Consider the following 15,526-nt stretch of genomic DNA (forward strand, 5'->3'; position numbering starts at 1 on the left):
CCGCCGAAATCCCGGCGGTTAACAAGTCATTAGCGAAGGCTCACCGCCGTCCGGATACGCATACGAAATCAGCGGGTAACGCGGGGGAAACCGCGGGTACTTATCGTCCCGCCATGCGGCTAACTCCACACGAACAGGAACGGCTCCTCATCCACGTCGCCGCGGGCGTGGCCCGCGAGCGCAGGGAGCGCGGCCTTCGCCTCAACCATCCGGAGGCGACGGCCCTCATCGCGTCCTTCCTCCTGGAAGGCGCCCGCGACGGCCGCAGCGTCGCCGACCTGATGGACGCCGGCCGCAAGATCCTGCGGCGCGAGGACGTCATGGAGGGCGTGCCCGAGATGCTGGAGTCCGTGCAGATCGAGGCCACCTTCCCCGACGGCACCAAGCTCGTCACCGTCCACCACCCGATCACATGAGCGCGCCGGGCGAGATCCTGTGCGGCGACGGCGACGTGCCGCTGAACCCCGGCAGGGAGCGGATCACCCTGAGAGTCGTCAACACCGCCGACCGGCCGGTGCAGGTCGGGTCGCACTACCACTTCGCCGCCGCCAACCCCGGCCTCGAGTTCGACCGCGAGGCGGCCTGGGGCACCCGCCTCGACATCCCGGCGGGCACCGCGGTCAGGTTCGAGCCGGGGGTGGAGCGCGACGTCACGCTGGTCCCGATCGCCGGGAACCGCGTCATACCTGGCCTTCGTCCCGAATGGGCCGGACCGCTCGACGGGAGGGCCGATGTCTAGCGTCGAACGCGCCCGCTACGCCGCGCTGTACGGCCCGACCACGGGAGACCGGGTGCGCCTGGCCGACACCGGCCTGTACGTCGAGGTGACCGACGACCTGTCGATGGGCTCCGCCGGGGCGGGCGACGAGGCCGTGTTCGGCGGCGGGAAGGTCATCCGCGAGTCGATGGGGCAGTCCCGCGCCACGCGGGCCGAGGGCGCCGCCGACCTCGTCATCACGGGCGCGGTGATCCTCGACCACTGGGGCGTGGTCAAGGCCGACATCGGCGTGCGCGACGGCCGGATCACCGCCGTCGGCAAGGCCGGCAACCCCGACACCATGGACGGCGTCCACCCGGACCTCGTCATCGGCCCGTCCACCGAGATCCTCGCGGCCAACGGAAAGATCGTCACGGCGGGCGCGGTCGACTCACACGTCCACCTGATCTGCCCGCAGGTCCTCGACGAGGCGCTCGCCTCGGGCGTCACCACGGTCGTCGGCGGCGGCACAGGACCCGCCGAGGGCACGAAGGCCACCACGGTGACCGGCACCTGGTATCTCGGCCGGATGCTGGAGTCCCTCGACGCCTATCCGGTCAACGTGGCCCTGCTCGGCAAGGGCAACACGGTCAGCGAGGAGGGGCTGCTCGAACAGCTCAGGGCCGGGGCGTCGGGCTTCAAGCTGCACGAGGACTGGGGCACGACTCCGGCCGCCATCGACGCGTGCCTGCGGGTGTGCGACGCCACCGGGGTGCAGGTCGCCATCCACACCGACACGCTGAACGAGGCGGGATTCGTGGAGTCGACCCTGCGCGCCGTCGACGGCCGGGCGATCCACGCCTATCACACGGAGGGCGCCGGAGGCGGCCACGCCCCGGACATCATCACGGTGGCCTCCCACGCCAACGTGCTGCCGTCGTCCACCAATCCGACCCGGCCGCACACCGTCAACACCCACCACGAGCATCTGGACATGCTCATGGTGTGCCACCACCTCAACCCCGCCATCCCGGAGGACCTGGCGTTCGCCGAGTCACGCATCAGGCCGACGACGATGGCGGCCGAGGACGTGCTCCACGACATGGGCGCGATCTCGATGATCGGCTCGGACTCCCAGGCGATGGGCCGGGTCGGCGAGACGATCATCCGTACCTGGCAGACGGCGCACGTGATGAAGCGGCGCCGCGGCGCGTTGCCGGGCGACGGCTCGGCCGACAACCTCCGCGCCCGCCGGTACGTCGCCAAGTACACGATCAACCCGGCGATCGCGCACGGCCTGGACGCGGAGATCGGCTCGGTGGAGCCCGGCAAGCTCGCCGACCTCGTCCTGTGGAGCCCGGCCTTCTTCGGGGTGAAGCCCGACCTCGTCGTCAAGGGCGGCGTCATCGCGTACGCGCAGATGGGCGACGCGAACGCGTCGATCCCCACGCCGCAGCCCGTGCTCCCCCGCCCGATGTTCGGCGCGGTCCCGGCCACCGCGGCCGCGACCTCACTGCACTTCGTCGCGCCGCTCGCGCTGGAGGACGGCCTGGCGGGCCGCCTGGCCGTGGGCAGGCGGCTGGTTCCCGTGGCCGACGTACGCGCCCGGCGCAAGGACGCGATGCCGCTCAACGACGCCCTGCCGGACATCCGGGTGGACCCCGACACCTTCGCCGTACGCGTGGACGGTGAGCTGATCGAGCCCGCCCCGGCCGAGTCGCTGCCGATGGCGCAGCGCTACTTCCTCTTCTGACGGGCGAGGAGACGTGGGCGTGAGAGAAGCCCCCGGTTATGCGGGGTGCGGCGGGCATGAGGGGGGCGCGGGTATGAGAGGGGACGCCGGCATGAAGGGGGACGCGGCGCTGCTGCTGCTGGCCGACTCCCGGCTGCCGGCGGGCGGGCACGCCCATTCCGGCGGCGTGGAGGAGGCCGTGCGGCTGGGCACGGTCACCGGCACCGGCGACCTGGCGCGGTTCCTGCGCGGCAGGCTCGCCACCGCCGGCCTGGTCACCGCCGCCCTCGCCGCCGCCGCGTGCGAACTGGCCACCGCCGAAAACGACGCCGAAGACACCACCGACAACGCCGCCGAAACGGTCGCGGACACCACCCCCGGCAGCGCGCCCGGAACTCCCACCCGCAGCGGCAGTGCCGGGCGAGAACCCGGTGCCACCCGCGCCCCGGAGGCACCGCACACGGACGGCGCCGCGGACGGCGCCGCGCTGTGGCGGCGGCTGGACGCCGAGGCCGACGCCAGGGTCGCCTCGCCCGCCCAGCGGGAGGCCGCCCGCACCCAGGGGCGGCTCCTGCTGCGTACGGCTCGCCCGATGTGGCCCTCGGCCGCCCTGGACACGGTCGCGCGGGCCCTGCCGGAGGGCCCCCACCACCCCGTCGTGCTCGGCGCGGTGGCTGCCTCGGCGGGCTGCACTCCCCGTCAGGCCGCGCTGGCCGCCGCCTACACCTCGGTCACCGCCCCGGCCACGGCGGCCGTGCGGCTCCTCGGCCTCGATCCGGTCGCCGTCCACCGCCTGCTCGCCGGCCTCGCGCCCGCGCTCGAGGACGTGGCCCGCGCCGCCTGCGCGTCGCTGGACGACGCGGTCCCGGCGGACGAGGAATCGGACGAGCGCGAGCCGGGACAGCATGCGGGACGTCACTCGGGACACCATCCCGGGCACGACTCCGGACGGCAGCCCAGGCGGAACGCGGCGTGGCCGACTCGATGGCACGCGCTGCCCGGGCACGGCGCGCCCGCGCTCGACCTCCTCGCGGAGGGACACCTGACCAATCCGATGAAGCTCTTCGTCTCCTGAAATTCCCTCATCGGCCATCGCCGAAGAAAGACGAGGCTCCCACATGGGCGCTCACCACGACGACCTCCACGATCCGGCCGAGCCACACGGCCGGGCTCTGCGCCTCGGCATCGGCGGGCCGGTCGGCAGCGGCAAGACCGCCCTGGTGGCGGCGCTGTGCCGCGGCCTCGGGCCGTCCCTGCGGCTCGGGGTCGTGACCAACGACATCTACACCACCGAGGACGCCGACTTCCTGCGCCGCGCGGGGGTCATCGACCCCGAACGGATCCTCGCGGTGCAGACCGGCTGCTGCCCGCACACCGCCATCCGCGACGACATCGCGGCCAATCTGGACGCCGTCGAGACGCTGGAAGAGCGGTTCGGGCCGCTCGACCTCGTGATCGTCGAGAGCGGCGGCGACAACCTGACCGCGACGTTCAGCCGGGGCCTGGCCGACCGGCAGATCTTCGTGCTCGACGTGTCGGGCGGCGACAAGGTGCCCCGCAAGGGCGGGCCGGGGGTGACCTCGGCCGACCTGCTCGTCGTCAACAAGACCGACCTCGCGCCGATGGTCGGCGCCGACCTGACCGTGATGTCCCGCGACGCGGCGGCCGTGCGGGACGGCAAGCCGGTGCTGTTCACGTCGATCCGGGAGGACAAGGGCGCGCACAGCGTGGCGGAGTGGGTGACGCACATGGTCGACGCCTGGCGGCGCGAGCACAGGCGACCGCACCACCACGCCGCCCCGGCGTCCTGACCGCCATGACGGCCGTCACCGCGCGTGCGCTGATCAGGACGGAGGCCGCGGGCGGAGGCCGGACCCGCCTCGAAACGCTCCGGTCCGACCCGCCGCTGACGCTGCGGCAGACCGGCCCGAGGCGGGTCCACCTCGTCTCGACGGGCGCAGGCCCGCTGCGCGGCGACCAGCTCGAACTCGGCGTGGACGTCGCTCCAGGCACCTCGCTGGAGGTCCGCTCGGTGGCCGCCACGCTGGTGCTGCCCGGTCTCGCGGACGCCCCCTCGGCCATGGTCGTGCGGGCACGGGTCGGCGCGGGCGCCACCCTGTGCTTCTCCCCCGAGCCGACCGTCCTCGCCGCCGGATGCGCCCACCGCCTCGTCGTACGGCTCTCGCTCGCCGAGGACGCCACGGTCTTCTGGAGGGAGGAGCTCGTGTTCGGGCGGCACGGCGAACGGCCGGGGCGCGGCCACGCGCGCTTCGACGCGACCGTGGCCGGACGGCCCCTGCTCCGCCAGGACCTCCTGGTCGGCGAGGAGCCGGTGGACGGCAGCCCGGCCGTCTACGGGGACGCGCGGTGCGTCGGCTCCACCCTCCTCGCGGGACCCGCCTGGGCTCCGCGCACCGTGCCCGACGACAAGCGCGAGCGGCGGGTCGTGCTGGGGGACGGCTGGGCCGCGCTGCCGCTGGCCGGTCCCGGCGTGCAGGTGTGCGCGCTCGGCGCGGACGCGGTCCAGCTCAGGGAGCGGCTGCGGCGCGGCGAGGAGGCCGCGGCCGCCGTCCCGTCACCGGCCCCGACCGGCCTGGACGGGCTCCTGGGCACGCCAGGGGCTGAAACCGGCCGCCCCTGGCCGTAGCCTGGTGATCGTGTCGCACCCCACGCAGCATCCCGGCGGGCCGAGGCGAGGCACCAGCGTGGCCGGCGTCCTGCGGGCCGCCGGCGTGTTCGTCGCGGGGTTCGCGCTGGCGGTGACCGCGCTGCTTCCCTGGGCGGGACTCACCGCCGAGTTCGGCATTCTCGACGCGTCGCTCACGCACGCCGTGCGGGGAGTGGACGCCGGTCCCGGCTGGTTCGTGCTCGGCGCCGGGATCACGGCGATGCTGCTCGGCGTGCTCGGCGCGGCGCGAAGCTGGCTGTTCACCGGGCTGGCGATCCTGCCCGGCGCGGTGGCCGCCTTCGCGCTGGCCATGTTCCTCGCCGACCCCCGCGACCTCGTGGGCCGGCTCGACTTCCAGGTCTCCGGGCTGCTGCGGGTGCACCCGACGATCCAGTACGGCTGGTTCGCCGGCCTGGTGGCCTCGGTCGCGCTGGCCGTCCTGGCCGCCGCCGCGCTGCTGCGCCGCCGCTGAGGCCCGTCAGTCGTAGAAGCCGAGACGCCGCAGCTGCTTGGGGTCGCGCTGCCACTCTTTGGCGATCTTCACCCGGAGGTCGAGGTAGACCCGGGTGCCGAGCAACGCCTCGATCTGCTGCCGTGCGCGGGTGCCCACGTCCTTGAGTCGCGCGCCACCCGGGCCGATCACGATGGCCTTCTGCGAGGGCCGCTCGACGAACATGTGGGCGTACACGTCGAGGAGGTCGTCGCGGCCCTCCCGGGGGTGCATCTCCTCGACGACCACCGCGATCGAATGGGGCAGCTCGTCGCGTACGCCCTCCAGCGCGGCCTCCCGGATCAGCTCGGCGACCAGCACCTGCTCCGGCTCGTCGGTCAGCTCCCCGCCGGCGTACAGCGGAGGCGACTCCGGCAGCCGCTTGACGAGCACGTCGGCGATGACGTCGAGCTGCTCGCCGCCCTGCGCGGACACCGGGACGATCTCGGCGAACTCGGCCAGCGCGGACACCGCGAGAAGCTGGTGCGCGACCTGCTCGCGGGTGGCCAGGTCGCACTTGGTGACGATGGCGACCACCGGGGTCTTCTTGACGGCGGCGAGCTTGTCGACGATGAACCGGTCGCCCTTGCCGATCGGCTCGTTGGCCGGGACGCAGAACCCGATGACGTCGACCTCGGTGAGCGTGGACAGCACCAGGCTGTCCAGCCGCTCCCCGAGCAGCGTACGGGGACGATGGAAGCCGGGGGTGTCGACGATCACCAGCTGGGCGTCCGGCCGGTGGACGATGCCGCGGATGGCCCGCCGCGTGGTCTGCGGCTTGGACGAGGTGATCGCCACCTTGGTGCCGACGAGGGCGTTCATCAGCGTCGACTTGCCGACGTTGGGCCTGCCGACGAAGCAGGCGAAGCCCGCACGGAAACCGCTGGGTTCGGCGTTCAGGTCCACGTCAGATGTACCGGCCCTTCAGCGATCCGTCGGGGGCGGCGAGGAACAGCGTGCCGTTGCCCATGTCCTCGACGACGGCCAGGTCCTGCTCCGCCGCTTCGTCGGAGGCGGTGACGACCGCCGCCGCCTCCAGCGACTTCGCCCCGCTGGACACGGCCATGGCCACGGCCGCCTGAAGGGCCGAGAGCCGGAGCGAGGGCAGGTCCACCGTGGTCGCGGCGTACGTCCGGCCGGTCTCGTCGCGCACCGCCGCGCCCTCGGGGGTGCCGCCACGCGCCCGCGCCGACCTGGCCAGCGTAATGATCTTGTTGTCCTCGGGGTCCAGCGTCTCTGTCACGCGTCAAGCGTACCGACCTCGCGCACGAGCAACCGTGTCAGTTCGGCCGTACGAGCCGGGTCGGGCGGGGTCAGGCCCGCGTGCACGAGCGCGATCAGCGTGTGGCCGGAACGGGCGACGACCAGGTGCATGCGGTAGGGGTAGCCGCCGACCCGGCCGGTCAGCGCGCGGGCGGCCGCGTCCGCGCCCCCGATGCCGGGCAGCGGCGTCCGCGCCGCCGTCAGGCGGTCGTACGGCGTGCCGCCGTCGGCCCTCGCGCAGTGGGAGAGGGCGTCGCGGAGCGCGGCGAGGTGCCCGGCCGCCTCACCGCCGTCGTAGACGGCGACACCGATCCCGGCGAGTTCGCCGGCGTGCGCGGCCTGGTAGGTGGCGGCGGTCGAGCCGCTGAGCCCCTCGCGCGGCGGTCTGCCCGCCGCCGCGTCGAACAGCAGGCGGCACGCGCGGGAGCGAGGACGGAACGGCGGACGCCAGGGCGCCCGCGCGTGGCTGAAGAACCCCTCGGGGAGTCCGTCCATCCTGCCGAGCACCGTCCGCTGCCGGACCGCGTCTCCCCCCTTGCCGGGGGCCCTGACGGCGGCTCTGGCGGCGGCGTACGTGACGCCGCCCGTGCCGCAGGCGCCGGTGGCCAGCACCAGGCAGCCCGCGACGGCCGCGTGGACGATCCGCATACCCGCCTCCCCGCTTTGCCGGGGTTTTCCTTCCCCGGACCGCGAGCGGGTAATCACATTGTGTAATCAATACGGGGCTCTCACCCCCAGTGGGGTGAGAGCCCCGCACCGATCACGGATCCCCCCATGAGAGGCTCCGGTGCGCCGCGAACCCCCTCCCGGCGCGCCGGACTCCCCAACGAGGCGCCCCGAACCCCTTCTGAGCGCCTGGGACAACAGTGGCGGAGCACGCTTGCAGATCGGTTGAAAGCCGCTTGCAGCGCAGCGCGGTGAGCCGTCACTCGTGGTCGGCGCCGGCGGCCACGACCTCGTCGTCGGTGGCCGGCTCCTCGCGGCGCACGACGACCGTGCTGATCCGGTTGCGGCGTCCCGCCAGGTTCTCCGCCGTCAGGCGCAGGCCGCCGACCACCGCTTCCGAGCCCGCGATCGGCACCCGGCCCAGGGCGTGCGCCAGCAGGCCGCCGACCGTGTCGACGTCCTCGGCCTCGATCTCGGTGTCGAACAGTTCGCCGAGTTCGTCGATCGGCAGCCGCGCGGTCACCCGCACCGCCCCGTCGTCCAGCCATTCGACCCGCGGGGCCTCCTGGTCGTACTCGTCGGCGATCTCTCCGACGATCTCCTCGATGACGTCCTCGATGGTGACGAGGCCGGCGGTGCCGCCGTACTCGTCGATGACGATGGCGAGGTGGATCTGCCGCGCCTGCATCTCGCGCAGCAGTTCGTCGATGGGCTTGCTCTCCGGCACGTACGTCGCGGGGCGCATGAGCTCGTCCACCCGCACGCCGCCGTCGCCGGTGTCCTGGATGCGGCGGACGATGTCCTTGAGATACGCGATGCCCACCACGTCGTCCTCGTTCTCCCCCACCACGGGGATGCGGGAGAACCCGCTGCGCAGGGCCAGCGACAGCGCCTGGTTCAGCGTCTTGCCGCGCTCGATGAAGATTATGTCGGTGCGCGGCACCATGACCTCGCGCACGAGCGTGTCACCCAGCTCGAAGACCGAGTGGATCATCTCCCGCTCGTCGGGCTCGATGACCCTGCGCTGCTCGGCCAGGTCGACGAGGTCACGCAGCTCGGCTTCCGAGGTGAACGGGCCCTCGCGGAAGCCCTTGCCGGGGGTGAGCGCGTTGCCCAGCAGGATCAGCAGCTCGGGCAGCGGCCCGAAGATCCGGGTCAGGCCGTACACGATGGGCGCGCTCGCCAGCGAGACCGGCTCGGCGTGCTGGCGGCCGAGCGTACGCGGCATGACCCCGACGATGACGTAGCTCACCAGGATCATCACCACGGCCGCCACGGCGTACGCCTGTCCGCGGTCGCCGAGCCAGTCGATGAACAGCAGCGTCGTGATCACCGTCGCGACGAGCTCGCAGCTCAGGCGCAGCAGGAGCACCAGGTTGAGGTAGCGCGGGGGGTCGGCGACGATCGCCTGCAGCCGCACCGCGCCGCGCCGGCCCTCCTTGACGAACTCCTCCGCGCGCACCCGGGAGATGCGGGTCAGCGCCGTCTCCGCGCTCGCCAGCAGGCCGCCGGCCACGATCAGGAAGACGGCGGAAAGCAGCCAGCCGTTGCTCACGGCTTACGCCGCACCTCCCGCCAGGCGCCGAGCAGTTCGTCCTGCAGTCCGAACATCTCGGCGTGCTCCTCGGGCTCGGCGTGGTCGTAGCCGAGCAGGTGCAGGATGCCGTGCGTGCACAGCAGCTCCAGCTCGTCCTGCGCGCTGTGCCCGGCCTCGGCGGCCTGCTTGGCCGCCACCTGGGGGCACAGCACCACGTCGCCGAGCAGCGCCGGGTCGGGGGACGCGTCCTCGTCCCGGCCGCCGACGTTGGGCCGCAGCTCGTCCATGGGGAAGGCCAGCACGTCGGTCGGGCCCGGCTCGCCCATCCACTGCTCGTGCAGCTCGGCCATCGCCGCCTCGTCGATCACCAGGATCGACAGCTCGGCCAGCGGGTTGATCCCCATCCGGCCGAGGACGTGTCCGGCCAGCTCGACCAGCGCCGACTCGTCGACCTCGACGCCGGACTCGTTGGCCACCTCGATGCTCACGGGGTCTCCTCACCCGTCATGGTCGCGCTCACCGCCGGTTGTTCCGCGGCCGCTTGTTGATCGCGCGGGGCTCCGAGGCCATCGCCGCGTCGTATCGGCCGTAGGCGTCGACGATGTCGCTCACCAGCTTGTGCCGTACGACGTCGGCGCTGGTCAGCCTGCTGAAATGGATGTCCTCGATGCCCTCGAGGATGTGCTGCACGACCTTCAGCCCGCTGTCCTGGCCGCCGGGCAGGTCGATCTGGGTCACGTCACCGGTGACCACGATCTTCGAATTGAACCCGAGCCTGGTCAGGAACATCTTCATCTGCTCGGGCGAGGTGTTCTGCGCCTCGTCCAGGATGATGAAGGCGTCGTTGAGCGTCCGGCCGCGCATGTAGGCGAGCGGCGCGACCTCGATCGTCCCGGCCGACATCAGGCGGGGAATCGAATCGGGGTCGAGCATGTCGTGCAGCGCGTCGTACAGCGGCCGCAGGTACGGGTCGATCTTCTCGTAGAGCGTGCCCGGCAGGAAACCGAGCCGCTCCCCCGCCTCGACGGCGGGACGGGTGAGGATGATCCGGTTGACCCGCTTGTTCTGCAGGGCCTTCACGGCCTTCGCCATCGCCAGGTACGTCTTGCCGGTGCCGGCGGGCCCGATACCGAAGACGATGGTGTGCCTGTCGATCGCGTCGACGTACCGCTTCTGGTTGATCGTCTTCGGGCGGATGGTCCGGCCCCGCGCGGACAGGATGTCCAGGGACAGGACCTCGGCCGGACGTTCGGTGGCCTGCCGCAGCATGTGGATGCTGCGCTCGACCGCGTCGGGGGACAACTCGGCACCCGAGCCGACCAGCTCCACCAGCTCCTCGAAGAGGCGTACGACGACGCCGCTCTCCTCGGGACTGCCGGTGATCGTGATCTCGTTGCCCCGCACGTGTATGTCGGCGCTGAAGGCGCCCTCGATGACCCGCAGCAGTTCGTCACCCGACCCGAGGAGGCTGACCATCGGCTGCCCCTCGGGGATGACTACCTTGGCCTGGGTCTTGTTGATTTGCTGTGACTCGGACATGGGCGGCCCTTGCGGCCCTGATCGCCTCCCTAGTTCCCTCCCCACTTTAGCCGCTCAGCCGGGGGGCCAGGTGAGGTCCCGGCCGCCGAGCACGTGCGCGTGGACATGGAAGACGGTCTGCCCCGCGCCGGGGCCGGTGTTGAACACGATGCGGTAGCCGGTCTCGGCCACGCCCTCCTGTACGGCGACCGCGTGGCACGCCTTGAGCAGGTCGTCGGCGAGGCCGTCGTCGGCCGCGGCCAGCGCGGCGGCGTTCTCGTGATGGGCCTTGGGCACGACGAGGACGTGGGTGGGGGCCTGCGGATTGATGTCACGGAAGGCCAGCGCCCGCCCGGCTTCCAGGACGATGTCCGCCGGGATCTCCTTGGCCACGACCTTGCAGAAGAGGCAGTCGCTCACGCGAGAAGCCTAGTGCCCCTCCCCCCGATCTTCGCCCCGTGGCGAATCATGTCGGTCGCGGCACCGGCCGTTGACGGTAGTTGATGACTGCAATGATCCCCCCGGCTAGTGTGAGTGTGCGAGACTGCACGAACACAACCCCCCTAGTGTCGGGCGAGGACACCGCTGGGCCATGCCCCCTCATGATTCGGAAGAACGTAAACCCCCCGGGGATGACGAGCGTCCTATCGATGTGACCACCGAGACCCTCGTGGCCGACAGGTCGTTGGGGACGGTGCCCGTCGGATGGGATGCCGACATGGCCGTGACGGCGCTCTACAGCGCTCACTATCGGTCACTGGTGCGTCTCGCCGTGCTGCTGGTCCGTGACGTGGCCAGCGCGGAAGAAGTCGTTCAGGACGCGTTCGTCGCCCTCCATGGCGCCTGGCGCAGGCTGAGAGACACCGACAAGGCACTGGCCTATCTTCGCCAATCGGTCGTGAATCGATCGCGTTCCGTGCTGCGGCACCGCGCGGTCGTCGAGAAGTACGCGCCGAAGGGGCTGCCGGACGCGCCGAGCGCGGAGAACGGCGCGATCGGCGAACTGGAACGCTCGGCCGTCATCGAGGCGCTCCGCGGCTTACCGACCCGCCAGCGCGAGGCGCTGGTGCTGCGATATTACGGCGACCTGTCGGAGGCCGAGATCGCGCACGCGATGGGTATCAGCAAGGGCGCGGTGAAGAGTCACACGGCCCGCGGCATGGCCGCACTACGGATGGCACTGGAGCAGTTCTCATGACCTTCCCTCCCGACGACGAGTACGGCGAGTTGCTCCGCCGTACCCTGCGCGCGGAGGCGGACTCGGTCGTGCCGTCTCCCGATGGACTCGAGATCATTCGCAGGCGGATCGACCATCGCGGCCTGCGCGGCCTGCGTGGCCTGCTGTGGTGGCGCATAGGAGCGGCCGCCGCCGGTGCCGTGCTCACGGCGGGCGCGGTCGTCGCCCTCGTTCCCGACCTGCGTGAGCAGGTGGGGCAGCAGACCGGCATCCTCGACGTCCGCAACGAGCACAAGGACGAGCCGACGACCTCGTCCGTGAGCCGGCCCCCCAACGTGGCGCCGTCCCGGCCCGAGGTGGTCGTGCCCATCGCTCCGAGCCCGTCGCGCGCGCGGCCGGCCCCGTCCCCGACGCACAGGGCGGGCGTGACCACCCGGCCGTCGCCGTCGCCGTCCGATCCCTGCGTCACGCCGGCCTCCGAACCCGGGGTGATCGAGCCCGACACGCCCCTCCCGCCGACGTGCTCGCCGACCTCGGTGACGCAGCCGCCCGCGGTGACGCCCACGGCCTCGCCGCGCCCTCCGACGGCCCGGCCCACCACGGCCCGGCCCACCACGGCGGCGCCTACGGCGACCACCCAGGCCCCGACGCCCACGGAGACGTTCACACCCAACTCGGCGACCGAGTCGCCCGCCTCCTGACGGGCGCTCGGCCGGTCACCAGCGGCCGCAGCGCGACAGCAGGACGGCGGCCGCGGCCACGCCCGCCGTCGACGTGCGCAGCACCGTCGGCCCCAGCAGGGCCGGCACGGCTCCCGCGGCCCGGAACGCGGCGATCTCCTCCTCGGTGACGCCGCCCTCCGGGCCCACGATCATCACGATGTCGCCCGGCTCCTGCGGCAGGGCCAGGCGGCTCAGCGGCTCGGCGGCCTCCTCGTGCAGCACGACCGCGAGCGCCGCGGCGGAGACGAGCGAGCCGACCGCCGCCGTCGTCGCCTGCTCGGTCACCTCGGGCAGATGGAAACGCCGGGCCTGCTTGGCCGCCTCGCGGGCGGTGCCGCGCCAGCGGGCGAGGGCCTTGGCTGCCCGGTCGCCCTTCCACTGTGTGACGCAGCGGGCGGCGGCCCAGGGAACGATCACGTCCACCCCGGCCTCGGTCATCATCTCGACCGCGAGTTCGCCCCGGTCGCCCTTGGGCAGGCCCTGCACGACCACCAGCCTCGGCCGGGGCGGCGGAACCTCGAACCGGCGCAGCACCTCGACGGTCAGCGAGTCCTTGCCGGCCGTCGAGACGGTGCATTCGGCCACCCGCCCGGCGCCGTCGGTCACGTCGATCCGCTCCCCGGGCCGCAGGCGGCGCACGGCCGCGGCGTGCCGCCCCTCCGGCCCGTCGAGGACGAACGTGTCCGCCGGCCGCCCGGCCGCGTCCGACAGGAACACGGGAACAGTCATCCGATCAGCTCAGCGGCCGTTGAAGGCGTCTCGCAGGCGGGAGAAGAAGCCCTGCTGGCCCGGGGAGAACTTGCCGGGCGGCCGCTCCTCCCCGCGCAGCTTCGCCAGCTCGCGCAGCAGTTCCTCCTGCTGGGGGTCGAGCTTGGCCGGTGTCTCGACGTTCACGTGGATCAGCAGGTCGCCCCTGCCGGTCTCGTTCAGCCGCTGGACGCCCTTGCCGTACATGGGGATGACCTGACCGGCCTGGGTGCCGGGCCGCACGTCGATCTGCTCGTCGCCGTCGAGGGTCTCGACCGTCAGCGACGTGCCGAGCGCGGCGGCGGTCATCGGAATGTGGACGGTGCAGTGCAGGTCGTCGCCGCGCCGCTCGAAAATCTTGTGCGGCCGCTCGACGATCTCCAGGAACAGGTCTCCGGGGGGGCCGCCGCCGGGGCCGACCTCGCCCTCGCCGGCGAGCTGGATGTGCGTGCCGTCCTCGACCCCGGCCGGGATCCTCACCTTGATCGTGCGCCGGGTCCTGACCCGCCCCTCGCCCGAGCACTCCATGCAGGGGTGCCGGATGACGCTGCCGTACCCGCCGCACTGGGGGCAGGGACGGGAGGTCATGACCTGTCCGAGGAACGAACGGGTCACCTGCGAGACCTCACCGCGCCCGTGGCACATGTCGCAGGTGTCGGGGTGGGTGCCGGACGCCGCCCCCGAGCCCTGGCAGACGTCACAGAGCACGGCCGTGTCGACCGTGATCTCGCGGGTCGTGCCGAAGGCCGACTCCGACAGGTCGAGTTCGACCCGGATGGTGGCGTTGCGGCCCCGGCGGGCACGCGAGCGGGGCCCGCGCGTCGCGCCCGCCGAGCCGAAGAAGGCGTCCATGATGTCGCTGAACGGGAAGCCCGCGCCGAAGCCGGCGGCCCCGGCCCCGGCCCCCGCGCCGCCGAACGGGTCGGCACCCATGTCGTACATGCGGCGCTTGCCCGCGTCGGACAGCACCTCGTACGCCTGGTTGATCTCCTTGAACCGCTCTTGGGTCTCCGGGTCGGGATTGACGTCCGGATGCAGCTCACGGGCAAGACGGCGATACGCCTTCTTGATTTCTTCCTGGCTGGCGTCGCGCCGTACGCCAAGGGTCGCGTAGTAGTCGTTGGACACTTATGACCCCGCCAGGATCTGGCCGACGTACCGCGCCACCGCGCGTACCGCACCCATCGTCACCGGATAGTCCATTCGTGTCGGGCCCAGCACTCCGAGCCGGGCCAATTCTTGGTCGCCCGAACCGTACCCGGCGGCCACGATGGAGGTGCCACGCAGCCCGCTGTAGGGGTTCTCGGATCCGATTCGGACGGTGATGTCGGACAGCCCGCCGGTTTCGCCCAGCAGGCGGATGAGGACGACCTGCTCTTCCAGCGCCTCCAGCACGCCACGCAGGCCGGCGCTGAAGTCGGCCACCGCCAGATTGGCCGTTCCGGCGAAGGCGATCTTCTCCTCGTGCCGCTCCACGAGCGTCTCAAGCAGCACGGAAAGGATCGTGGCCGCCGCCGGCCTGTCCTCGGGCGGCAGCCGCTCGGGGATGTCGGCCACGGTATCCGGCACCTGCGACAGCCCGCACCCGTCCAGGCACGAGTTGAGCACGGCGCGCAGGTTGGCGATGCGGTCGTCGCCGACGGCCTCGGGCAGGTCGACCACCCGCTGCTCGATGCGCCCCGTGTTCGTGATCAGCACCAGCATGACCCGGCGCTCCGCGAGCGGGACGATCTCCACATGGCGTACCGACGACCTGGTGAGCGAGGGGTACTGGACCACCGCGACCTGACGGGTCAGCTGCGCGAGCAGCCGCACCGTGCGCATGACGATCTCGTCGAGGTCCACCGCCCCGGCGAGGAAGGTCTCGATGGCCCTGCGCTCCGCGCTCGACAACGGCTTGATCTGCGACAGCCGGTCGACGAACAGGCGGTATCCCTTGTCGGTCGGCACCCTGCCGGCACTGGTGTGCGGCTGGGTGATGTATCCCTGCTCCTCCAGCGCCGCCATGTCGTTGCGGATCGTCGCCGGGGAGACGCCAAGATTGTGCCTGTCCGCCAGGGCCTTGGACCCCACCGGCTCGTTGGTGGACACGTAGTCCTCGACGATGGCGCGCAGAACGGCGAGCTTGCGGTCGTCGAGCAATGTGTCACCTCCCTGTGCCTGGAAACACCGACTCTGGCACTCTGTGTTCCCGAGTGCCAAGTGTACGGCTACCACCCCACGTGGTGCGATAACGCAGTGGGTGCCAAGACAGCGCAGGGCACCGGGACAGCGCAGGGCACCGGGACAGCGCAGGGCACCGGGACAAG

Annotated in this window: 19 protein-coding genes; 9 read left to right on the top strand and 10 right to left on the bottom strand. The window is 72.1% G+C overall.

Features of this window, described 5'->3' with window-relative positions; genetic code table 11:
• Positions 1 to 113 precede the first annotated feature (113 nt).
• From AB0O28_RS32810 to AB0O28_RS32840, 7 genes are all read left to right on the top strand, one after another.
• A complete protein-coding gene (locus AB0O28_RS32810) occupies positions 114 to 416 on the top strand; it encodes an urease subunit gamma (protein WP_363646450.1) in 303 nt (100 codons plus the stop codon).
• Positions 413 to 739: an urease subunit beta gene (locus tag AB0O28_RS32815; RefSeq protein WP_363646451.1), complete on the top strand. Its 327-nt coding sequence runs from the start codon at positions 413 to 415 to the stop codon at positions 737 to 739. The genes AB0O28_RS32810 and AB0O28_RS32815 overlap by 4 nt, the downstream gene beginning before the upstream one ends.
• On the top strand, positions 732 to 2,450 hold the full coding sequence (locus tag AB0O28_RS32820) for an urease subunit alpha (RefSeq protein WP_363646452.1): 1,719 nt from the start codon (positions 732 to 734) through the stop codon (positions 2,448 to 2,450). Before AB0O28_RS32815 ends, AB0O28_RS32820 begins: the two co-directional genes overlap by 8 nt.
• Before the next feature lie 91 nt (positions 2,451 to 2,541).
• Positions 2,542 to 3,504 (top strand): urease accessory UreF family protein, encoded by a 963-nt coding sequence (locus AB0O28_RS32825; protein ID WP_363646453.1) that lies wholly within the window; start codon positions 2,542 to 2,544, stop codon positions 3,502 to 3,504.
• A gap of 43 nt (positions 3,505 to 3,547) precedes the next feature.
• The gene (ureG, locus tag AB0O28_RS32830) at positions 3,548 to 4,240 is read left to right on the top strand and encodes an urease accessory protein UreG (protein WP_363646454.1); all 693 of its coding nucleotides are present in this window, start codon (positions 3,548 to 3,550) and stop codon (positions 4,238 to 4,240) included.
• A 5-nt stretch (positions 4,241 to 4,245) separates the two neighbouring features.
• Positions 4,246 to 5,076 carry an urease accessory protein UreD gene (locus tag AB0O28_RS32835; RefSeq protein ID WP_363646455.1) on the top strand — a complete coding sequence of 277 codons (831 nt, stop codon included), beginning with the start codon at positions 4,246 to 4,248 and terminating at the stop codon, positions 5,074 to 5,076.
• 10 nt (positions 5,077 to 5,086) lie between these two features.
• The gene (locus tag AB0O28_RS32840; protein ID WP_363646456.1) at positions 5,087 to 5,569 is read left to right on the top strand and encodes a hypothetical protein; all 483 of its coding nucleotides are present in this window, start codon (positions 5,087 to 5,089) and stop codon (positions 5,567 to 5,569) included.
• A gap of 6 nt (positions 5,570 to 5,575) precedes the next feature.
• Here the strand turns inward: AB0O28_RS32840 and era are convergent, their stop codons facing one another.
• From era to AB0O28_RS32875, 7 genes are all read right to left on the bottom strand, one after another.
• Positions 5,576 to 6,493: a GTPase Era gene (gene era, locus AB0O28_RS32845; protein ID WP_363646457.1), complete on the bottom strand. Its 918-nt coding sequence runs from the start codon at positions 6,491 to 6,493 to the stop codon at positions 5,576 to 5,578.
• 1 nt (position 6,494) lies between these two features.
• Positions 6,495 to 6,830, bottom strand: a complete 336-nt coding sequence (locus AB0O28_RS32850; protein WP_363646458.1) for a cytidine deaminase — start codon at positions 6,828 to 6,830, stop codon at positions 6,495 to 6,497.
• On the bottom strand, positions 6,827 to 7,498 hold the full coding sequence (locus AB0O28_RS32855; RefSeq protein WP_363646459.1) for a hypothetical protein: 672 nt from the start codon (positions 7,496 to 7,498) through the stop codon (positions 6,827 to 6,829). Before AB0O28_RS32855 ends, AB0O28_RS32850 begins: the two co-directional genes overlap by 4 nt.
• Positions 7,499 to 7,775: 277 nt before the next feature.
• Positions 7,776 to 9,071 carry a hemolysin family protein gene (locus AB0O28_RS32860; protein ID WP_363646460.1) on the bottom strand — a complete coding sequence of 432 codons (1,296 nt, stop codon included), beginning with the start codon at positions 9,069 to 9,071 and terminating at the stop codon, positions 7,776 to 7,778.
• Positions 9,068 to 9,541 (bottom strand): rRNA maturation RNase YbeY, encoded by a 474-nt coding sequence (gene ybeY, locus AB0O28_RS32865; RefSeq protein ID WP_079312172.1) that lies wholly within the window; start codon positions 9,539 to 9,541, stop codon positions 9,068 to 9,070. The genes AB0O28_RS32860 and ybeY overlap by 4 nt, the downstream gene beginning before the upstream one ends.
• A 28-nt stretch (positions 9,542 to 9,569) precedes the next feature.
• Positions 9,570 to 10,592, bottom strand: coding sequence for a PhoH family protein (locus AB0O28_RS32870; protein WP_363646461.1), 1,023 nt, complete (start codon positions 10,590 to 10,592; stop codon positions 9,570 to 9,572).
• 54 nt (positions 10,593 to 10,646) lie between these two features.
• Positions 10,647 to 10,991, bottom strand: coding sequence for a histidine triad nucleotide-binding protein (locus AB0O28_RS32875; protein WP_363646462.1), 345 nt, complete (start codon positions 10,989 to 10,991; stop codon positions 10,647 to 10,649).
• A 298-nt stretch (positions 10,992 to 11,289) separates the two neighbouring features.
• Between AB0O28_RS32875 and AB0O28_RS32880 the strand changes: the two genes are divergently transcribed.
• Both AB0O28_RS32880 and AB0O28_RS32885 read left to right on the top strand, forming a co-directional pair.
• Positions 11,290 to 11,769 carry a SigE family RNA polymerase sigma factor gene (locus AB0O28_RS32880; protein ID WP_111697223.1) on the top strand — a complete coding sequence of 160 codons (480 nt, stop codon included), beginning with the start codon at positions 11,290 to 11,292 and terminating at the stop codon, positions 11,767 to 11,769.
• Complete coding sequence (locus AB0O28_RS32885; RefSeq protein ID WP_363646463.1) at positions 11,766 to 12,449, top strand: hypothetical protein; 684 nt, start codon at positions 11,766 to 11,768, stop codon at positions 12,447 to 12,449. The genes AB0O28_RS32880 and AB0O28_RS32885 overlap by 4 nt, the downstream gene beginning before the upstream one ends.
• A gap of 15 nt (positions 12,450 to 12,464) precedes the next feature.
• Here AB0O28_RS32885 and AB0O28_RS32890 read toward each other — a convergent pair whose 3' ends face one another.
• Genes AB0O28_RS32890 through hrcA form a run of 3 tightly spaced genes read right to left on the bottom strand, consistent with a single transcriptional unit; the run spans position 12,465 to position 15,359 of the window.
• Entirely contained in the window at positions 12,465 to 13,199 is a 735-nt protein-coding gene (locus tag AB0O28_RS32890) for a 16S rRNA (uracil(1498)-N(3))-methyltransferase (protein ID WP_363646464.1), read from the bottom strand.
• 9 nt (positions 13,200 to 13,208) lie between these two features.
• Positions 13,209 to 14,345, bottom strand: coding sequence for a molecular chaperone DnaJ (gene dnaJ, locus AB0O28_RS32895; RefSeq protein WP_363646465.1), 1,137 nt, complete (start codon positions 14,343 to 14,345; stop codon positions 13,209 to 13,211).
• Positions 14,346 to 15,359 (bottom strand): heat-inducible transcriptional repressor HrcA, encoded by a 1,014-nt coding sequence (gene hrcA, locus AB0O28_RS32900; protein WP_363646466.1) that lies wholly within the window; start codon positions 15,357 to 15,359, stop codon positions 14,346 to 14,348.
• Between the last annotated feature and the right edge of the window lie 167 nt (positions 15,360 to 15,526).

Source organism: Microbispora sp. NPDC088329 (assembly GCF_040685655.1).
Classification (GTDB): domain Bacteria; phylum Actinomycetota; class Actinomycetes; order Streptosporangiales; family Streptosporangiaceae; genus Microbispora.

What these genes read in the sequence shown, in the direction of transcription:
- AB0O28_RS32870 (WP_363646461.1), bottom strand. Translation starts at nt 10,592, where the DNA reads ATGTCCGAGTCACAGCAAATCAACAAGACCCAGGCCAAGGTAGTCATC.
- AB0O28_RS32880 (WP_111697223.1), top strand. Translation starts at nt 11,290, where the DNA reads ATGGCCGTGACGGCGCTCTACAGCGCTCACTATCGGTCACTGGTGCGT.
- ureG (WP_363646454.1), top strand. Translation starts at nt 3,548, where the DNA reads ATGGGCGCTCACCACGACGACCTCCACGATCCGGCCGAGCCACACGGC.
- AB0O28_RS32825 (WP_363646453.1), top strand. Translation starts at nt 2,542, where the DNA reads ATGAAGGGGGACGCGGCGCTGCTGCTGCTGGCCGACTCCCGGCTGCCG.
- AB0O28_RS32835 (WP_363646455.1), top strand. Translation starts at nt 4,246, where the DNA reads ATGACGGCCGTCACCGCGCGTGCGCTGATCAGGACGGAGGCCGCGGGC.
- AB0O28_RS32885 (WP_363646463.1), top strand. Translation starts at nt 11,766, where the DNA reads ATGACCTTCCCTCCCGACGACGAGTACGGCGAGTTGCTCCGCCGTACC.
- AB0O28_RS32890 (WP_363646464.1), bottom strand. Translation starts at nt 13,199, where the DNA reads ATGACTGTTCCCGTGTTCCTGTCGGACGCGGCCGGGCGGCCGGCGGAC.
- AB0O28_RS32820 (WP_363646452.1), top strand. Translation starts at nt 732, where the DNA reads ATGTCTAGCGTCGAACGCGCCCGCTACGCCGCGCTGTACGGCCCGACC.
- AB0O28_RS32815 (WP_363646451.1), top strand. Translation starts at nt 413, where the DNA reads ATGAGCGCGCCGGGCGAGATCCTGTGCGGCGACGGCGACGTGCCGCTG.
- AB0O28_RS32855 (WP_363646459.1), bottom strand. Translation starts at nt 7,498, where the DNA reads ATGCGGATCGTCCACGCGGCCGTCGCGGGCTGCCTGGTGCTGGCCACC.
- AB0O28_RS32810 (WP_363646450.1), top strand. Translation starts at nt 114, where the DNA reads ATGCGGCTAACTCCACACGAACAGGAACGGCTCCTCATCCACGTCGCC.